General features: G+C 62.7%; 19 protein-coding genes and 1 riboswitch. Of the genes, 2 read left to right on the top strand and 17 right to left on the bottom strand.

Annotated features, from left to right (window positions below):
* Positions 1-8: 8 nt before the first annotated feature.
* The 13 genes from OK411_RS09440 to cobO all read right to left on the bottom strand — a co-directional run bounded on the left by OK411_RS09440 (position 9) and on the right by cobO (position 10,952).
* Entirely contained in the window at positions 9-131 is a 123-nt protein-coding gene (locus OK411_RS09440) for a hypothetical protein (protein WP_016773715.1), read from the bottom strand.
* Positions 128-1,336 carry an MFS transporter gene (locus OK411_RS09435; RefSeq protein WP_024012177.1) on the bottom strand — a complete coding sequence of 403 codons (1,209 nt, stop codon included), beginning with the start codon at positions 1,334-1,336 and terminating at the stop codon, positions 128-130. Before OK411_RS09435 ends, OK411_RS09440 begins: the two co-directional genes overlap by 4 nt.
* A 52-nt stretch (positions 1,337-1,388) precedes the next feature.
* On the bottom strand, positions 1,389-1,793 hold the full coding sequence (locus OK411_RS09430) for a MarR family winged helix-turn-helix transcriptional regulator (protein WP_264364772.1): 405 nt from the start codon (positions 1,791-1,793) through the stop codon (positions 1,389-1,391).
* Between the two features lie 175 nt (positions 1,794-1,968).
* Positions 1,969-2,691: an adenosylcobinamide-GDP ribazoletransferase gene (locus OK411_RS09425; RefSeq protein ID WP_264364771.1), complete on the bottom strand. Its 723-nt coding sequence runs from the start codon at positions 2,689-2,691 to the stop codon at positions 1,969-1,971.
* Position 2,692: 1 nt separating this feature from the next.
* Positions 2,693-3,268: an alpha-ribazole phosphatase family protein gene (gene cobC, locus OK411_RS09420; RefSeq protein WP_264364770.1), complete on the bottom strand. Its 576-nt coding sequence runs from the start codon at positions 3,266-3,268 to the stop codon at positions 2,693-2,695.
* A complete protein-coding gene (gene cobT, locus OK411_RS09415; protein WP_264364769.1) occupies positions 3,265-4,320 on the bottom strand; it encodes a nicotinate-nucleotide--dimethylbenzimidazole phosphoribosyltransferase in 1,056 nt (351 codons plus the stop codon). Before cobT ends, cobC begins: the two co-directional genes overlap by 4 nt.
* Positions 4,317-4,838 (bottom strand): bifunctional adenosylcobinamide kinase/adenosylcobinamide-phosphate guanylyltransferase, encoded by a 522-nt coding sequence (gene cobU, locus OK411_RS09410; protein ID WP_130902176.1) that lies wholly within the window; start codon positions 4,836-4,838, stop codon positions 4,317-4,319. The genes cobT and cobU overlap by 4 nt, the downstream gene beginning before the upstream one ends.
* Positions 4,839-4,958: 120 nt before the next feature.
* Positions 4,959-6,410 (bottom strand): cobyric acid synthase, encoded by a 1,452-nt coding sequence (locus OK411_RS09405; RefSeq protein WP_264364768.1) that lies wholly within the window; start codon positions 6,408-6,410, stop codon positions 4,959-4,961.
* A complete protein-coding gene (gene cobD / locus OK411_RS09400; protein WP_264364767.1) occupies positions 6,407-7,399 on the bottom strand; it encodes a threonine-phosphate decarboxylase CobD in 993 nt (330 codons plus the stop codon). Before cobD ends, OK411_RS09405 begins: the two co-directional genes overlap by 4 nt.
* Positions 7,392-8,300 carry an adenosylcobinamide-phosphate synthase CbiB gene (gene cbiB, locus OK411_RS09395; RefSeq protein ID WP_136492233.1) on the bottom strand — a complete coding sequence of 303 codons (909 nt, stop codon included), beginning with the start codon at positions 8,298-8,300 and terminating at the stop codon, positions 7,392-7,394. The genes cobD and cbiB overlap by 8 nt, the downstream gene beginning before the upstream one ends.
* Positions 8,297-8,947 (bottom strand): 5,6-dimethylbenzimidazole synthase, encoded by a 651-nt coding sequence (gene bluB, locus OK411_RS09390; protein ID WP_130912555.1) that lies wholly within the window; start codon positions 8,945-8,947, stop codon positions 8,297-8,299. The genes cbiB and bluB overlap by 4 nt, the downstream gene beginning before the upstream one ends.
* Positions 8,944-10,344 carry a cobyrinate a,c-diamide synthase gene (locus OK411_RS09385; RefSeq protein ID WP_123442811.1) on the bottom strand — a complete coding sequence of 467 codons (1,401 nt, stop codon included), beginning with the start codon at positions 10,342-10,344 and terminating at the stop codon, positions 8,944-8,946. Before OK411_RS09385 ends, bluB begins: the two co-directional genes overlap by 4 nt.
* On the bottom strand, positions 10,341-10,952 hold the full coding sequence (gene cobO, locus OK411_RS09380) for a cob(I)yrinic acid a,c-diamide adenosyltransferase (RefSeq protein ID WP_016773703.1): 612 nt from the start codon (positions 10,950-10,952) through the stop codon (positions 10,341-10,343). Before cobO ends, OK411_RS09385 begins: the two co-directional genes overlap by 4 nt.
* 81 nt (positions 10,953-11,033) lie before the next feature.
* Positions 11,034-11,264: riboswitch (cobalamin riboswitch) on the bottom strand.
* 163 nt (positions 11,265-11,427) lie between these two features.
* Here cobO and OK411_RS09375 point away from each other — a divergent pair.
* Both OK411_RS09375 and OK411_RS09370 read left to right on the top strand, forming a co-directional pair.
* Positions 11,428-12,012, top strand: coding sequence for a hypothetical protein (locus OK411_RS09375; RefSeq protein WP_073472682.1), 585 nt, complete (start codon positions 11,428-11,430; stop codon positions 12,010-12,012).
* A 66-nt stretch (positions 12,013-12,078) separates the two neighbouring features.
* Positions 12,079-13,392, top strand: a complete 1,314-nt coding sequence (locus OK411_RS09370) for a PQQ-dependent sugar dehydrogenase (RefSeq protein ID WP_024012166.1) — start codon at positions 12,079-12,081, stop codon at positions 13,390-13,392.
* 133 nt (positions 13,393-13,525) lie between these two features.
* On the opposite strand, the gene OK411_RS09365 is transcribed toward OK411_RS09370, so the two are convergent.
* The 4 genes from OK411_RS09365 to OK411_RS09350 all read right to left on the bottom strand — a co-directional run bounded on the left by OK411_RS09365 (position 13,526) and on the right by OK411_RS09350 (position 17,071).
* Positions 13,526-14,062, bottom strand: coding sequence for a C40 family peptidase (locus OK411_RS09365; RefSeq protein ID WP_041479547.1), 537 nt, complete (start codon positions 14,060-14,062; stop codon positions 13,526-13,528).
* A gap of 215 nt (positions 14,063-14,277) precedes the next feature.
* Positions 14,278-14,895 carry a C40 family peptidase gene (locus OK411_RS09360; protein WP_016773699.1) on the bottom strand — a complete coding sequence of 206 codons (618 nt, stop codon included), beginning with the start codon at positions 14,893-14,895 and terminating at the stop codon, positions 14,278-14,280.
* Between the two features lie 191 nt (positions 14,896-15,086).
* A complete protein-coding gene (gene hda, locus OK411_RS09355) occupies positions 15,087-15,791 on the bottom strand; it encodes a DnaA regulatory inactivator Hda (protein WP_007919828.1) in 705 nt (234 codons plus the stop codon).
* A gap of 206 nt (positions 15,792-15,997) precedes the next feature.
* Entirely contained in the window at positions 15,998-17,071 is a 1,074-nt protein-coding gene (locus OK411_RS09350; protein WP_095180755.1) for an AI-2E family transporter, read from the bottom strand.
* Between the last annotated feature and the right edge of the window lie 8 nt (positions 17,072-17,079).

Here is a 17,079-nt window from a genome sequence, read left to right as displayed (position 1 = left end):
GCTGCCATCTAGCAAATACTCATGCCCAACTGCATCAGCGCCAGACCGCCGCGCTGCCAGCCCCACCACACCAGCGCCAACAGCGCCGCAGCCAGTGCGGCAACAACGACCCGCGCGCAGATCCGGCTCATGCTGCACTCGCCGCAGCTTGCAGGCGCGCCACCGGACGCTCGCGCACCGGCCAGTTCAGCGCCGCCGCGAGCAGGCTCAAGAGAACCGCCACTTGCCAGATCAAGTCATAACTCCCGGTACGGTCGTACACCACCCCGCCCAGCCAGCCACCAAGGAACGAGCCGAGCTGATGGAACAGAAAGACAATGCCACCGAGCATGGACAAATTGCGCACGCCGAACAAGGTCGCCACCGTACCGTTGGTCAACGGCACCGTCGACAGCCACAGGAAGCCCATGGCCATGCCGAACAGATATGCCGACGTGGTCGTCACCGGCAACCACAGGAACAGCACGATCACCACTGCGCGCAACAGATACAGCGCAGTCAACAGCCGCGGTTTGGACATACGGCCACCGAGCCAACCAGCGGTGTAAGTGCCGAAGATATTAAACAGCCCGATCAATGCCAGCACCGTGGTGCCGACACTGGCGGGCAGATGCTGATCGACCAGATACGCTGGCAAGTGCACACCGATGAACACCACTTGAAAACCGCAGACAAAAAAGCCGAACGCCAGCAGCCAGAAACCGGAGTGCGAGCAGGCCTCACGCAGCGCTTCGGAAAGAGTCTGTTCATGGCCAAGCACCGGCAGCGGCTTGTCCTTAAGCATGCTCACCAGCGGCACGATCATCGCCACCAACAGGCCTAGCACCAGCAATGCGGCCGACCAGCCGAGCCAGCCGATCAAACCGAGCGTGCCCGGCAACATGGCGAACTGGCCGAACGAACCGGCGGCGCTGGCGATACCCATGCCCATGCTGCGTTTCTCTGGCGGCACAGCGCGACCCACAACACCAAGAATGACCGAAAACGAAGTGCCCGAAAGACCGATACCGATCAGCAGACCGGCACTGAGTGACAGAGTCACCGCCGAATCAGACAGGCCCATGCACACCAGGCCCGCCGCGTAGAGGATCCCACCGACCAGTACCACTTTCGCCGCGCCGAAGCGGTCAGCCAGCGCGCCGGTGAACGGCTGCGCCAGGCCCCAGATCAGGTTTTGCAGGGCTATGGCGAAGGCAAACACTTCGCGACCCCAGCCGAACTGCGCGCTCATTGGCGACAGGAACAAGCCGAACCCGTGACGCACGCCCAATGACAACGCCAGGATCAGCGCACTCCCCAGCAACACCCAACCGCACGTACGCCACATCGATGTCATTGTTATTCTCCAGTCGCGGGTATATACCCGCTTGAGCGCGAAAAAACCGTCGTCAGGCCAGTTCGTCGAGCAGTTTGAGCAAAGTTTCGCGCTTCTCGGCACCGAGACGGTCGATCAGCCGCTGTTGCGCCGCTTCCCACGCCGGCAATGCTGCTGCCAGGCGCTGCACGCCGGTTTCGGTGAGGCGCACGATACGGTTGCGCATGTCCTCGCCTTCGGCCAGCGTCACCAGACCTTCGCCCTCGAGCACGCGCAGGTTGCGCCCCAAGGTGCTGCGATCCAGGCCCATGGCCTCTGCCAGTTCGGAAATGCTCGGTTGCTCCAGCCGCTGCAGATTGCACAGCAGAGAATACTGGGCAACGTTGATCCCGAAGCCATCGAGAGCGCAGTCGTAATGCCTGCTGACGCCACGCGCGGCGCGACGCAGGTTGGTGCACAAACACTGAGAAGGAAGCATGATGCGTGTATATACCCGCGAGTGTGTTAAATCAAGTTACAGATGAGTTTACTCTGCACATCATCGTTGCCGGTGAGGCCGCCTTCGCGAGCAGGCTCGCTCCCACAGGGGATTGCATTTCGAAGGTGGGAGCGAGCCTGCCCGCGAAGGGGCCGGCATCATCTCCGCAAATCCTTCAGACCAAAGCGAGCCCCACCAACACCCCCATCTCCAGCAATTCCAGCAACGCCCCCGCCGTGTCCCCGGTAGTCCCACCCAACCGCCGCATCATCAATCGCCGCAGCCAGACAAACCCAACCAGCGAAATCAGCACCGCGCCGATACCCGCGATCAACACGCAGCCCAGCGCACTCCCCCCCAGCACCCACCACCCCGCTCTGCGCGGCAGATGGTCGGCCAGTGCCTGACCCAAGCCACCCGCACGCACATACGGCGTAGTCAGAAACAACCCCAACAGCGCCGCTCGCCCAAGCAACGGCACGATGATCAGCGCCAGGGTATGCCCTTGTTCGATCAGTGCCAGCAGCGCGGCAAATTTGAGCAACAACACCAGCACCAGCGTGACCACCGCAATCGGCCCGCTGCGCGGATCTTTCATGATCGTCAGCGTGCGCTCGCGATCACCAAAACCGCCGAGCCAGGCATCGGCGCTGTCGGCCAGGCCATCGAGATGCAGCGCGCCGCTGAGCAATACCCACACGGTCAGCAACAGCGCCGCATGCAGCAACATCGGCGCGCTGGCCAACAACAGATTCAACGCGAAGAGGATCAGCCCGAACAGAAATCCCACCAGCGGATAAAACAGCAGCGAACGGCCGAGCTGTTGCGGCTCGGGCATGCCCGGGAGGCGAATCGGCAGGCTGCTGAGAAACTGCAAGGCGATCCACAGCGGCAACATCTCAGTGACCTTCCTTGAGCGCGCCGTCCGCAGCGACCGTTAGCGCAAACAGCGCGCCGTGGCCGACCTCGACATTGAGCAGTTGATCGCGGGGCAAACTTCGGGCCTGCGCCAACAACAAACGCATCACGCCGCCGTGGCTGACCAGCAGAATCCGTTCACCGGCGTAAGCCGCATGCAACCGCGCAACTGCCGCCAAAACCCGTGCGGAAAACGCGCTGACCGGCTCCCCCTGCGGTGGCGTGAAGCCATAGGGATCAGCCCAGAACAGCCCCAGCGCTTCGGCATCCGTTTCCATCAACGCCGCCGCGCTCTGCCCTTCCCACGCGCCGAAATGCAGTTCCTGCAGATCCTTGTCCAGATGCACGGACAGGTTCAGTTGCTCGCCGAGTTCAGCAGCGAAGCGCGCGCAGCGCTGCAATGGCGAACTGACGATACGATCCCACGGCCCGCCGTCGACCACCGCCGCACGCATCTGCGTCCAGCCGTTTGCGGTCAGAGCATCGTCGAGGCTGCCGCGCAAGCCGCCGCCGAGTTCCGTTTCGCCATGGCGCAGCAGATCCAGGCGCAGGCTCATGCCGGGCGATCCGCCACGGCTGCTTCGGCGAACGTCGCCATTTGCCCGTGCAGGTCACAGGCCAGACGCAACAACGGCACTGCCAACGCCGCGCCACTGCCCTCGCCCAGACGCAGGCCGAGCTCGAGCAGCGGCTCGGCGCTCAAGGTTTCCAGCACATGACGATGGCCTGGCTCGGCACCGCGATGGCCGAACAACAGCCACTGGCGACAGGCCGGACTCAAGCGCACCGCGACCAGCGCGGCGACCGTGCAGATGAAGCCGTCGACCAGCACCGCAATGCCTTCCTGCGCGCAGGCCAGATAAGCGCCGACCAACGCGGCAATCTCGAAACCGCCGACATTGAATAGCGTCTGCAAGGCGTCGCCACGCTGCGCGGCATGCAGCGCCAGCGCGCGTTCGATCACTTGCGCCTTGTGGCTGACGCCAGCGGCATTCAGCCCGGTGCCGGGACCGGTGAGGTGCGCCACCGGGCAATCGAGCAAGGCACAGGCCAGCGCACTGGCCGCCGTGGTATTGCCGATGCCCATCTCGCCGCCGATGAACAACTGGGTGCCGGCGGCTTTCGCGCGCAAGACGCTGTCGCGACCGGCCTGCAAGGCCGATTCGCCCTGCGCCTGAGTCATTGCTGCGCCCTGAGCGAAGTTCTCCGTTCCCGCGCCAATGTTCAGATGGCGCACGCCGGGCAGATTCAGCGCCGGATTCACCGTGCCCAGATCGACCACTTCCAGTTGCGCACCGAGCTGACGCGCCAGCACGCTGATCGCCGCGCCGCCGCTGACAAAGTTGAGCAGCATCTGCCCGGTGACTTCCTGCGGATAAGCCGATACGCCTTCGGCTACCACGCCATGGTCGCCAGCGAAAATCGCGATCCAGACTTGATCCAGCGTTGGCTTGAGCTGACCTTGCAGACCGGCCAGTTGCACGGCCACCGATTCAAGGCGCCCCAGCGAACCGGCCGGTTTGGTCAGTTGCTGCTGGCGCTCGGTCGCTTGCGCGATGATGTCCGGGTTCACGGTTTTGCACGGGTTCAGCCACCAGGTCGGGCTCATAACGCAGGTCCTTTCAAAGTCAGGGGCAGGCCGGCGACGGTCAGGACAACTCGCTGACAGCGCTCGGCCAGAGCTTGATGCAGCCAACCGGCTTCATCGACATAGCGGCGGGTCAATTCGCCCAGCGGCACGACACCCATTCCGGTCTCGTTGCTGACAAAAATGATTTCACCCGGCAACGACGCCAGGCAATCGAGCAAGGCTTCACGCTCGGCGGCGAGACGTTCGGTGTCGTCGAGCATGAGCAGATTGGTCAGCCACAGGGTCAGGCAATCGACCAGCAGGCAGCGCTCGGCGCCGGCGGATTCGCGCAGCACGCGGGCCAGTTCCAGCGGCTCTTCGATCAACGCCCATTCGACCGGGCGACGTGCGCGATGATGGGCGACGCGTTGATTCATTTCGCCGTCCAGCGGTTGACTGGTGGCGATGTAGGTGACCGCCAGATGGCTGTCGCTGGCGAGTTTTTCCGCCAGACGACTCTTGCCGGAGCGGGCGCCGCCGAGGATCAGTTGGAGCATGGGTTCATCCAAAAATGTGTGGTAAGGCAGCCGCCCCCTTCGCGAGCAAGCTCGCTCCCACGGTTGATCGCGTCTCCCTGTGGGAGCGAGCCTACTCGCGAAGAGGCCAGTCCAGACAACTCAAATCCCGCAGAGCTGCCGCAACAGCCCGGTATCCAGATGCTTCTCCACCAGATCCGCCAGCCGCTCGATGTCGCGTTCGCGCAAGCCGTGGTAATCGACTTCCTGCACATCACTCAACCCGGCCCAGCGCAGCAACGCCGCGCTCGCCTCGGGGGATTCGAACAAGCCATGCAGATAGGTGCCGAACACCTGACCATCGGCACTTTGCGCACCATCGCAACGACCGTCGTCCAGATGCACCGCCGGGTTTTCCAGTGCCGGTCCGCTGGTTACGCCAGCATGAATTTCGTAACCGCTGACTGCGGCGCTTTCCAACGCCAGCCGCCCGCGCACGTTGCGCAATTGCTTGTCGGCTTCGAGCTGTGTTTCGAACGCCAGCAGACCCAGCCCCGCGCTGGAGCCGGCAGCGCCTTCCAGCCCAAGCGGATCGTGTACTTGCTCACCGAGCATCTGCAGACCGCCGCAAATCCCCAGCACCTTGCCGCCGTAGCGCAGATGCCGATTGATCGCCGCGTCCCAGCCGTTGGCGCGCAGATAAGTCAGATCACTGCGCACGCTTTTCGAGCCCGGCAGGATGATCAGGTCGGCGGCGGGAATCGCCTGGCCCGGGCCGACGAATTGCAGATCCACCTGCGGGTGCAGACGCAGCGGGTCGAAGTCGGTGTGATTGCTGATGCGCGGCAGCACCGGCACCACCACTTTCAACACCTGCTCGGCCTTGTCGATCTGGCGTTGGTCGATGCCGTCCTCGGCTTCAAGGTGCAGGTCCATCACGTACGGCAACACGCCGACCACCGGTTTGCCGGTGCGTTGTTCCAGCCAGTCGAGGCCCGGTTGCAGCAAGGCGATATCGCCGCGAAAGCGGTTGATGATGAAGCCTTTGACCCGCGCCTGTTCGCTCGGTGAAAGCAATTCCAGGGTGCCGACCAAATGCGCAAACACGCCGCCGCGATTGATGTCGGCGATCAGCAGCACCGGGCAATCCACCGCCTCGGCAAAGCCCATGTTGGCAATGTCGCCGGCGCGCAGATTGATCTCCGCCGGCGAACCGGCGCCTTCGACCATTACCAGCGGATACGCAGCGCTGAGTCGCTCGTGCGAGGCGAGCACCGCTTGCATCGCGATGGCCTTGTAATCGTGATAGGCGACGGCGTTCATCGTCGTCACCGCGCGGCCATGAATGATCACTTGCGCGCCGGTGTCGCTGTTGGGCTTGAGCAGCACCGGGTTCATGTCGGTGTGCGGCTCGAGACCGGCCGCTTGCGCCTGCACTGCCTGCGCGCGGCCGATCTCGCCGCCGTCAGCGGTGACTGCGCTGTTGAGCGCCATGTTCTGCGGTTTGAACGGCACCACCGCCACACCCTGGCGGGTGGCCCAGCGGCACAACGCCGTCACCAGAGTGCTTTTGCCAGCATCGGACGTGGTGCCTTGCACCATCAGCGTGGTCATGGATTGTCCTTGGTGAAAGCTTGCAAAGCCTGTTCGAGGCGCAACTCTTGCGCGGCATCGGCCGGCAGGCCGAAACGCACACTGCTGTTGTGGCTGAACAGGCGCAGGAGGATGCCGCGCCGGGCGAGGAATTCGTGCAGCGCTTCGGCGTGCTCGGTGATCAGCCACTGAAACAGCGCGCAGCCGCCCTGCGGTGCAAAACCGCAACGTGTCAGCAACGCCGCCAGCCGTTCGCTCGCTTCATCGCTGCGAATCCGCTGACGGGTATGGCCCTCGGTGTCTTGCAGGCACGCCGTACCGAGCACCCGCGTCGGCCCGCTCACCGCCCACGGCCCGACCTGTTCGGCGAGCAGTTTGAGCAACTTGCGCTCGCCCAGAACGAAACCGAGGCGCACCCCGGCCAGACCGAAAAACTTGCCGAACGAACGCAACACCACCAGCCCGACCTGATGCGCATAGGGCGCCAGGCTCAGTTGCGGCGTGTTGTCCATGAACGCTTCATCGACCACCAGCCAGCCGCCGCGTTGCGCCAGCCGCGCATGCCAGTCGAGCAGGCGCGCCGGGGTCAGGCTGAGGCCGGTCGGGTTGTTCGGATTGACCACCACCAGCACATCAAGACTGTCGAGAAAGAATTCGACTTCCTGCTCGAGCACTTCACGGACAATGTAACCGCTGCGCCGCCACGCTTCGGCATGCTCGGCATAGCACGGCGACAACACGCCGACCTTGCCGGCCCGGCGCAGACGCGGCAGCAACTGGATGGCCATTTGCGAGCCGGCGACCGGCAGCACCTGCGCGGCACCGTAGTAATCGCAGGCGGCCTGTTCCAGACCGTCATCGGTTTCCGGCAAGCGCGCCCAGGCGCGTAGCGGGATTTCCGGGATCGGGAACGGCCATGGCGCGAGGCCGCTGGACAGGTCGAGCCAGTCGGCTTCGGCAATCCCGTAATCGAGTGCAGCCTTGCGCAACCGGCCACCGTGCTCAAGCATAAAATTCCGCCCCCAGGCAAAGCATCAGCAGCCACAACCATACGCCGCGCTGGACCAATTGCCAGCCACGGTCGATGGAATCAGCATCGGCCGGCGCACCTTCGCCCAGTTGCGGGCGCTCATGCAGTTCGCCGTGATAGATCGCCGGGCCACCCAACTCGACGCCCAGCGCACCGGCACCAGCCGCCATCACCGGGCCGGCGTTGGGGCTGTCCCACTGCGGCGCCTGGGTGCGCCAGCATTTGAGCGCGAGGCGGGTTTTGCCCAGTAGCGCGTAGGTCAATGCCACCAGACGCGCAGGAATGTAGTTCAACACGTCGTCGATTTTCGCCGCCGCCCAACCGAAACGCTCGAAGCGTTCGTTGCGATAACCCCACATCGCATCAAGGGTATTGCTCAAGCGATACAGGACCACGCCCGGAGCGCCGGCGACGACAAACCAGAACAGCGCAGCGAACACTGCATCGCTGCCGTTCTCCAGCACCGACTCGGTGGCGGCGCGGGCCACGGCGTTGCTGTCCAGTTCATTGGTCTGGCGGCTGACCAGATAGCCGACGCGCTTGCGTGCCTCGTCCAGATCATCGGCGCGTAACGCAGCCGCGACCGGCGCGACATGCTCGCCGAGGCTGCGCATGCCGAGGGCGCAATACAGCGCGAGAATCTCGATAAGCCAGCCGACATAGGGCGCCCAGGAAAATGCGGTGGCGAGCAAGGTCAGCGGCAGTACCGCGATAACCCACGCGGTCACGCCATGGCTGCGCCAGCCACGACCGCCGGCGTTGAAGCGTTGCTCGATGCGCCCGGCAAAATTGCCGAACGCCACCAGCGGATGCCAGCGTTTCGGTTCACCGAGCAGCGCATCCAGCGCTACCGCGGCGACACTCAGCAACGCCACACTCATTGACTCACTCCCCAATAATTTTCGTACAGCAACTCGTTGAGCGGCCGCGCCTGCGCCCAGCCTTCAAGCACCAGCATCGGCGCCGGATAGAATTCCCTGACCGGGCCCAGACACAACACCGCCAGCGGCTTGGCACCGGCCGGCAACTTGAGCAAATCCGCCAAGGCTTGCGGTTCGAACAGCGAGACCCAGCCCATGCCCAGGCCCTCGGCACGGGAGGCCAGCCACAGGTTCTGGATCGCGCAGGACAACGAGGCCATGTCCATTTCCGGCAACGTGCGCCGACCGAAGATGTGCTTTTCGCGATCATCCATCAGCGCCGCGACCAGCACTTCTGCGCAATCGTTGATGCCTTCGACCTTGAGCTGCATGAACTCATCGCTGCGCTCGCCGAGGGCCTCGGCGGTGCGGATGCGCTCTTCTTCCACCAGATCGCGGATCTGCCCGCGCAGAGCGCGATCGCTGATGCGGATGAAGCGCCACGGCTGCATCAGGCCGACGCTCGGCGCTTGATGAGCGGCCTCGAGCAGACGGCGCAGCAGCTGCGGCTCGACGCTGCCGCCGGTGAAGTGGCGCATGTCGCGGCGTTCGGCGATGGCCTTGTAGACCGCTGCGCGTTCGGCTTCGGAGAATGTGTTGTCGGTCATGGCCCCATCGCTGGCAAGCCAGCTCCCACAGTGGGCGGTGCAATACCTGACGAAACGCAATCCCCTGTGGGAGCTGGCTTGCCAGCGATGGCGGTCTCAAGGCCGGGCGCAAACAGCGCAGCGACAGCCACAGGATTCGACGGGAAATAAAAGTGCACATAGGAAGCCGTCATCCGCCCCTCGCGATAAACCGCCTCAGCGCCGCGCCCGCCATTGGGACTCAGCCCACGGGCAATCGGCGTCAGCTCGGTGGTGGTCAGCGAATGGTGATAGGTATGCCCCCGCAAGGAACCTTCCGGCAGCTCAACCGCCTGCAACGCCAACGCCGCGAGACGCTTCTGCATCACCGCCTCGCCCTTGAGCAAACCGACCAGCTCAGCACGGGTGCCTTCCACGTCGGTCAGCGAATCCAGTAGATAAAGCATTCCGCCACACTCGGCGAGCAACGGCTTGCCCGCCGCATGGTGCGCGCGGATCGCCGCCAGCATTGAGGCGTTTTGCGCCAGCGCGACGTGATGCAGTTCCGGATAACCGCCCGGCAGATACAGGCTGTCCGCCTCGGGCAATCGGGTGTCGCGAATCGGCGAGAAAAACTGCAGTTCGGCGCCCATCGCCCGCAGCAGATCGAGACTGGCGCCATAGGTGAAGGCAAAGGCTTCATCGCGGGCAACGGCGATGCGCACACCTTTTAATAGAGGCTCTGCGGCGATGAGGTCAGGCGCGGCGAATTCAACGGCGGGTGGCAGCGCGACCTCGCAACTGCTGGCCAGCGCATCGGCGGCCGCGTCGAGGCGCAGATCCAGATCATTCAATTCGCTGGCCTGAACCAGGCCGAGGTGGCGGCTCGGCAATTCGATACCGGTTTCGCGGGACAGCGCACCGTACCAGCGCAGACCTTCGGTGAGGCTGCCTTCGAGCAATTGCGCATGGCGCAAGGTGCCGACGCGGTTGGCCAGCACGCCAGCGAACGGCAAGTCCGGCTGATACTTCGCCAGGCCCAGCGCCAAGGCGCCAAAGGTCTGCGCCATGGCGGTGCCGTCGATCACGCCGAGCACCGGCACACCGAAGTGGCGCGCCAGATCAGCGCTGGATGGCGTGCCGTCGAACAGGCCCATCACGCCTTCAATCAGAATCAGATCAGCCTCGGCGGCGGCTTCCCACAACAGGCGGCGACTTTCCTGCTCGCCGACCATCCACATGTCCAGTTGATACACCGGCGCACCGCTGGCGCGCTCGAGGATCATCGGGTCGAGAAAGTCCGGCCCGCATTTGAATACGCGCACCTTGCGCCCCTGGTTGCGATGCAAACGGGCGAGTGCAGCGGTGACGGTGGTCTTGCCCTGACCGGAGGCCGGCGCGGCGATCAACACCGCCGGGCAGTGACGTGGTTGCTTCAAAGTTCGACGCCTTTCTGCGCTTTGATCCCGGCCTGGAAGGCGTGCTTGAGCATGCCCATCTCGGTGACCGTGTCGCCCATCTCGATCATTTCCGGCTTGGCGCCGCGACCGGTGACCACCACGTGTTGCATCGGCGGACGCGCCTGCAAATCGCTGAGCACCTGATCGAGATCGAGGTAGCCGTGCTTGAGGGCGATGTTCAATTCGTCGAGCACCACCAGACCGATCGAAGGGTCGCGCAACAATTCGCGGGAGACTTCCCAAGCGGCGGTCGCCGCGGCGATGTCGCGCTGACGATCCTGGGTTTCCCAGGTGAAGCCTTCGCCCATGACGTGGAAACGCACCTGCTCGGGAAAGCGGCGGAAAAACAATTCTTCGCCAGTGCTGTTGCGGCCCTTGATGAACTGCACCACGCCGCACTGCATGCCGTGGCCCATTGCGCGGGCGAGCATGCCGAATGCCGAGCTGCTCTTGCCTTTGCCGTTGCCGGTCAGCACCAGCACCAGGCCACATTCGTCGGGCGAGTTGGCGATGCGTTCGTCGATCACGGCTTTCTTGCGCTGCATGCGCGCCAGATGGCGTTCGTCACGCTCGGGGGAATCAGTCATGGGGGGAGCTCTCCGTTGAGGCTGGATAACGGCGGGCAGGCACAAGAATAGACGGCAAAAAGCCTGGCATCGCCCACCGTGATGCCGCTGAGATGATCAGGCCGGTCTCCGGGCTCATGAGCGGCGTTTCGCCGGACTGCGCGCCTTCCCGCTTCTTTCGAGGCAGTGGCTCAAGGCGCAGTTTTCACTCATTTACCGTTGCGGGGGCAGCGCCGGGATCGTCGTGGCTTCGCTTGAAGACCACCCTCACCGGCTTCCCTGTTTCACTCTGTCGACGCGGGGCCACAGAGCACCTGAAACAAGCGGCGAAGGTTAGAGGGTTGGGGGTGGAGCGTCAATTGAAGAGGCGCTTTGCGCGCGAATAACTGCCGCTGATCAAATGTGCAGCGGCAATCTTGTGCCAGACTGTGACAAGTGATATCAAAGAGCCATGCTTTTTCCAAAAAAGCCCACTACAACAATAAGGATGACGACGATGCAAGGCATGATCATCAGCAACCCGCGCCTGGAATTCCTGCGCCCGGTGCTGGAACGCTGGTTTGACTGTATCGATCGCTACAACACCGTTCGCGGCGACAACGACACGCCGTACTGGCACGACGAAAAAGCCAATCTCGGCCTGCTCGCGGCAGCGGCGTGGATGGCTGAAATGGTCACGCTGAACGACACCGCCACGCGCAAACAGAACGAAGAAGGCGAACGCAATGCCCGCGCCGATCTGTTGATTGCCGGCGCCGAAGACCGCGCATTCATTCAGGCCACGCAACGCTGGCCACGGGTCAACAACCTCAACCTGACCCAGGCCCTGCTCGACATCACCGTCGATGCCAAGCGCATCAGCTACGCCAGCGATCTCAAGCTCGGCTGCCTCTTTGTTGCTCCGCAAAAACCTCAGCACAGCGCCAGCCCCGAAGAATTGCAGGACATGGTTGACGACCTGCAAAAGGAACACACCTGCGCCGTGGCCTGGTATTTCCCCTACGCCTATCGCAAATTGCACAGCGACGCGGGCAACTATCATCCGGGCATCGCCGTGCTGTTCAAGGAAGCCCGCGGCTGAGCAGTTGAACCATCGGGCCTGCGCCCTCCTCTATGTTTAGGAATGCATTCATAGGGAAGATCAGCAATGCGCAAGGCCCCACTCGCTCTTATCATCGCCGTCGCTGGCGGGCTCGCTGCCTGCGGTGAAACCTCCAGCCTGCAAGTCTCCGACGGCACCGGTCCGTCACCGAAACTGCCCGAACCGAACAAGACGCTGATCCCGACAGTGAACATCGCCCCGGCGGTGGGCTGGCCGGACGGCGCGAAACCGACCGCAGCGGCCGGCACCCAGGTCGCGGCGTTTGCCGAAGGCCTCGATCACCCGCGCTGGCTCTATGTACTGCCCAACGGCGATGTGTTGGTGGCGGAAACCAACGCGCCGCCCAAGCCCGATGACAGCAAAGGCATTCGTGGCTGGGTGATGAAGAAAGTCATGGGCAAGGCCGGCGCCGGCGTGCCCAGCCCGAACCGCATCACCCTGTTGCGTGATGCCGACCACGATGGCGTCGCAGAAACCCGTACGGTGTTCCTGCAGAACCTCAACTCGCCGTTTGGCATGACGCTCGTCGGCAACGATTTGTACGTAGCCGACACCGACCGCCTGCTGCGCTTCAACTACGAGCCGGGCGCCACCGAGATCAAGACCCAACCGATCAAAGTCGTCGACTTGCCCGGCGGCACGCTGAATCACCACTGGACCAAGAACGTCATCGCCAGCAAAGACGGCAACAAGCTCTACGTCACCGTCGGCTCGAACAGTAACGTTGGCGAAAACGGTCTGGATCAGGAAGAAGGCCGCGCGGCGATCTGGGAAGTCGATCGTGCGACCGGCAATCATCGGATCTTTGCTTCGGGCATTCGCAACCCCAACGGCCTCGCCTGGGAACCTACCAGCGGCGCATTGTGGACAGCGGTCAACGAGCGTGACGAAATCGGCAGCGATCTGGTGCCGGACTACATAACCTCGGTCAAGGACGGCGGCTTCTATGGCTGGCCGTTCAGCTACTACGGCCAGCACGTCGATGTGCGGGTCAAACCGCAGAATCCTGATCTGGTGGCCAAGGCCATCGCGCCGGATTACGCTGTCGGCCCACACACCGCATCCTTGGGTCTGACTTTCGCCGAGGGCAACAGCCTGCCGGCGCAATTCAAGGAAGGCGCATTCATTGGCCAGCACGGCTCGTGGAACCGCAAACCGCACAGTGGCTACAAGGTGATTTTCGTGCCGTTCACTGGCGGCAAGCCGACCGGGCAACCGGTAGATGTGCTGACCGGTTTCCTCGACAAGGACGAGAACGCGCTGGGCCGCCCAGTGGGCGTGGTCATCGATCAGCAAGGTGGCTTGCTGGTGGCGGATGATGTCGGGAACAAAGTGTGGCGTGTGTCGGCCACGAAGTGATGTTGAATGTGACTTGAAACAACTGTGGGAGCGAGCCTGCTCGCGAATGCGTAGTGTCAACCTCCATTGAATTGGCTGATACACCGCTTTCGCGAGCAGGCTCGCTCCCACATTAGAATGTATGCGATTTTTACTACGGGTTATGCGCCAGCTGCCCCGGCTGCAACACTCGCTTGGCGCTCAGATACGCCTTCTGCCAATAAGCCTTCGACAGGCTATCGAGCTTGACCGTGCCGCCCGTGGCCGGTGCATGCACGAAGCGACCCTCGCCGACGTAAATCCCCGCATGACTGACCTGCGAGCCGCCATTGGTGGCGAAGAAAATCAGGTCGCCGGTCTGCAAGCCTTCCTTGCCGACATTCGGCGCCTGCATGACGATCATTTCGCGGGTCGAGCGTGGCAGCGAAATTCCCGCCGCGTCGCGGTAGACGAAACCGATCAGACCACTGCAATCGAAACCGGAATCTGGCGTGTTGCCGCCCCAGCGATACGGCGTGCCGACCAGGCCGAGGGCGCGGAACAGCACGTCTTCAGCAACGGGGGAAAAAGCCTGGGAGGGAGCGAACACGATCGGCGCGCGAACCACGGGGGCTGGCGGCGGTGTGCGGCTGGCGCAGGCGCTGAGCAGCGCGGCGCAAAGGATCAAGGTGAGGCGGGCCGACATCGTCATAAGCAGAACATCCTGATCTGGCTGCGGCTTTCTCTGCCGAATGGACAGAAACAAAACCGCCTGCGTCATCACGCAGGCGGTTTGCCATCAATATAGATTCAGGATTCTAGCGGCTACGCGGCAAACTTCAAGTAAGACTTTAACTTCACCTTGTAAAGTTTAGGTCTACTCCATTGCCGTGCCGTTTTGTCGCCGCGAACGCAGCGACATGCAGTTTACTTGCGAGCGGTGACCACGGTCGGCGCCATGGCGAGTGCGCGCTTGGCTTCGATGAAAGTCTTGCTCCAGTAGCTGTCACCCAGGCTGTCGATGCGAACACCGCCGCTGCGACGACTGCTGGAGTGAATGAACTGGTTGTCACCCAGGTAGATACCGGCGTGACTGACACGACCGCGACGACCATTGGTGGCGAAGAACAGCAGATCACCCGGCTCAAGGTTGCTGCGCGAAACCAGCGGCGCATCAACGTTGATCATTTCGCGAGTCGAGCGCGGCAGGTTCATGCCCGCCTCTTCGCGGAACAGGTAACCGATGAAACCGCTGCAATCGAAGCCGGCTTCAGAGGTACCGCCGAAACGGTAACGGGTACCGATCAGGGACATGCCGCGTTCGAGGATGCTGTCAGCCAGTACAGGAAGCTGATAAGGCTTGCTGCCGTTGAACTGGTTGAGTTCTTTTTCAGTGTCCAGCTCTTCCTGGTAAATAACGGAAGACTGGGCGGTAGCAGAATTCTTGACCTGTTGCGGCGGCTCTTGAACCGGAGAATGAGCAGCACAACCGAATAACAGGGTAACGAGTGCGAGAGGCACGAGGGGTGCGAAGCGCTTTAGCATGGGCACGACCGTGGCTGATAGTTGTAAAGAAGCCGAGACTATGCCCGCTATCGTCCTCATTTGCAAATTCAATCGAACTTTATGTGACTTCCCGGTTTCGCGCTTACATCTAAGCGCGTAACTCGTCTGGCCGGTGAATCGGCGCAAGGACGCGGGTTTTCTGGCGCCTGAAAGCTGGCAAAAGCCCACTACTACCAGCCCAGAGTTTCCTTGAGGAAGGGAATGGTCAGCTTGCGTTGCGCTTGCAAGGAAGCCTGATCAAGCTGCTCGAGGAGATCGAACAGCGCGCTCATGCTCCGCGTGCCGCGAGTGAGAATGAAGTGCCCGACTTCATCGGTCAGGTGCAGACCGCGACGGGATGCGCGCAATTGCAGCGCACGCAATTTGTCTTCATCAGAAAGTGGACGCATCTGGAAGATCAGCGCCAGGGTCAGGCGGGATTTCAGATCGGCCAGCTTCACTGGCAATTCGCGCGGCGAAGTGGACGCGGCGATCAGCAGGCGCCGGCCGCTGTCACGCAGACGATTGAACAGATGAAACATCGCCTCTTCCCAGTCCGCCTTACCAGCAATCACCTGCAAGTCATCCAGGCAGACCAGTTCGTACTGTTCAAGGTTGTCGAGGATTTCCACGCCGCGGTCCATCAACTCGGCCAGCGGCAGATACACCGCCGGTTCGCCCATCTGCTCGAAGCGCAGGCACGCGGCCTGCAACAGATGCGTGCGCCCGACGCCGTGCTTGCCCCACAGGTAGATCAAGCTCTCCGTCCACCCGGCGTCGGCTTCGCAGAGACGCTCGACATAGCCGAGTGCAGCGGCATTGGCGCCTGGGTAGTAGTTGATGAAGGTGGCGTCGTCACGCAGACGCACACCTAGGGGCAGCTGAATCGGTTTCATGCTGACTGAACAGTTCTCAAAGGAACCGTTAGTGGCCTCTGTGTAAAGTTGGCGAAGTTTATACCCGTGAGGCTGAGCGCACAATGCGACAGACCCCAAGCAAAATCAAAGGTTTGCGTTGACGCAGCGGTTTGATGACAGATTCTCTGGCGCCCTCGCTCGAACGAAACGGGGCAGCCCGGCCAAGCGCCGGGCTGGCCCTCGCATCACAGCTCGGGTTCGTCGACGCCGCTGTAGATCCCGGAATCCTTATACAAGTCGTGGACATGACGCACCAGCACCATGATCACCGCCGCCACCGGCAACGCCAGCAGAACGCCGGTGAAACCGAACAGCTCGCCGCCAGCAAGGATCGCGAAGATCACCGCCACCGGGTGCAGGCCGATGCGATCCCCGACCAGCAGCGGCGTCAATACCATGCCTTCCAGTGCCTGACCGACCATGAACACCGCGACAATCCCGACCATCGGGTACAGATCGCCACCGAACTGGAACAATCCTGCGATCAGCGCCGCGCCAATGCCGATGACAAAACCCATGTACGGCACGATCGCCGCAAGCCCGGCAATCAGGCCGATCAACAGCCCCAGCTCGAGACCGACGATCATCAGGCCAGCCGCGTAGATCACCCCCAACGCAACCATCACCAGCAACTGCCCGCGCACGAACGCGCCGAGCACTTCGTGGCACTCGCCCGCCAGCGCAACCACGCGCTCTTCGCGATCACGTGGGAGCAGGCTGCGGATCTTGCCCATCATCACGTCCCAGTCGCGCAGCAGGTAGAAGCTCACCACCGGAATCAGCACCAGGTTTGCCAGCCAGCCGATCAGCGCCAGGCTCGAGGCCGTCGCCTGACTCAGCACCACGCCGACGATGTCGGTGGTCTGGCCCATGTGCTCGCTGATCGCAGCTTTGACCTTATCGAATTTCCAGAAGCCGTCCGACAGCCCCAGTTTCGCTTGCGCCCACGGCACAGCGGTGTGCTGCAACCAGTCGAGCATCTGCGGCGCCAGCTCGTACAGACGCAGCAACTGCTTGGCGAGCATCGGTACCAGCACCAGCATCAACGCCGTGACGATCAAGGTGAACAAGGCAAACACGGCGATCACGCCCCAAGTTCGCGACAGCCCGAGCCGCTCCAGACGATCCACCAGCGGGTCGAACAGATAAGCCAGCAACAACGCGACCAGAAACGGCGTGAGGATCGGGTGCAGCAACCATACAAACGCGCAAAGCAGGACTACCCCACCGAGCCAGAACCAACGCCGCGTATCGGCCATTTACCACT

Origin of the sequence: Pseudomonas sp. RG1 (assembly GCF_025910115.1) — a bacterium.
Classification (GTDB): Bacteria; Pseudomonadota; Gammaproteobacteria; order Pseudomonadales; family Pseudomonadaceae; genus Aquipseudomonas; species Aquipseudomonas atacamensis.
Note: the sequence above shows the minus strand (reverse complement) of the source record. Positions and strands in the feature narration are given on the sequence as shown.

Coding starts and splice junctions, on each gene's coding strand:
- OK411_RS09365 (WP_041479547.1), bottom strand. CDS start 14,062: ATGACGATGTCGGCCCGCCTCACCTTGATCCTTTGCGCCGCGCTGCTC.
- OK411_RS09350 (WP_095180755.1), bottom strand. CDS start 17,071: ATGGCCGATACGCGGCGTTGGTTCTGGCTCGGTGGGGTAGTCCTGCTT.
- cobO (WP_016773703.1), bottom strand. CDS start 10,952: ATGACTGATTCCCCCGAGCGTGACGAACGCCATCTGGCGCGCATGCAG.
- OK411_RS09435 (WP_024012177.1), bottom strand. CDS start 1,336: ATGACATCGATGTGGCGTACGTGCGGTTGGGTGTTGCTGGGGAGTGCG.
- bluB (WP_130912555.1), bottom strand. CDS start 8,947: ATGACCGACAACACATTCTCCGAAGCCGAACGCGCAGCGGTCTACAAG.
- OK411_RS09425 (WP_264364771.1), bottom strand. CDS start 2,691: ATGTTGCCGCTGTGGATCGCCTTGCAGTTTCTCAGCAGCCTGCCGATT.
- OK411_RS09360 (WP_016773699.1), bottom strand. CDS start 14,895: ATGCTAAAGCGCTTCGCACCCCTCGTGCCTCTCGCACTCGTTACCCTG.
- OK411_RS09440 (WP_016773715.1), bottom strand. CDS start 131: ATGAGCCGGATCTGCGCGCGGGTCGTTGTTGCCGCACTGGCTGCGGCG.
- cbiB (WP_136492233.1), bottom strand. CDS start 8,300: ATGAGTGTGGCGTTGCTGAGTGTCGCCGCGGTAGCGCTGGATGCGCTG.
- OK411_RS09405 (WP_264364768.1), bottom strand. CDS start 6,410: ATGACCACGCTGATGGTGCAAGGCACCACGTCCGATGCTGGCAAAAGC.
- OK411_RS09430 (WP_264364772.1), bottom strand. CDS start 1,793: ATGCTTCCTTCTCAGTGTTTGTGCACCAACCTGCGTCGCGCCGCGCGT.
- cobC (WP_264364770.1), bottom strand. CDS start 3,268: ATGAGCCTGCGCCTGGATCTGCTGCGCCATGGCGAAACGGAACTCGGC.
- OK411_RS09370 (WP_024012166.1), top strand. CDS start 12,079: ATGCGCAAGGCCCCACTCGCTCTTATCATCGCCGTCGCTGGCGGGCTC.
- OK411_RS09375 (WP_073472682.1), top strand. CDS start 11,428: ATGCAAGGCATGATCATCAGCAACCCGCGCCTGGAATTCCTGCGCCCG.
- cobT (WP_264364769.1), bottom strand. CDS start 4,320: ATGAGCCCGACCTGGTGGCTGAACCCGTGCAAAACCGTGAACCCGGAC.
- cobU (WP_130902176.1), bottom strand. CDS start 4,838: ATGCTCCAACTGATCCTCGGCGGCGCCCGCTCCGGCAAGAGTCGTCTG.
- hda (WP_007919828.1), bottom strand. CDS start 15,791: ATGAAACCGATTCAGCTGCCCCTAGGTGTGCGTCTGCGTGACGACGCC.
- cobD (WP_264364767.1), bottom strand. CDS start 7,399: ATGCTTGAGCACGGTGGCCGGTTGCGCAAGGCTGCACTCGATTACGGG.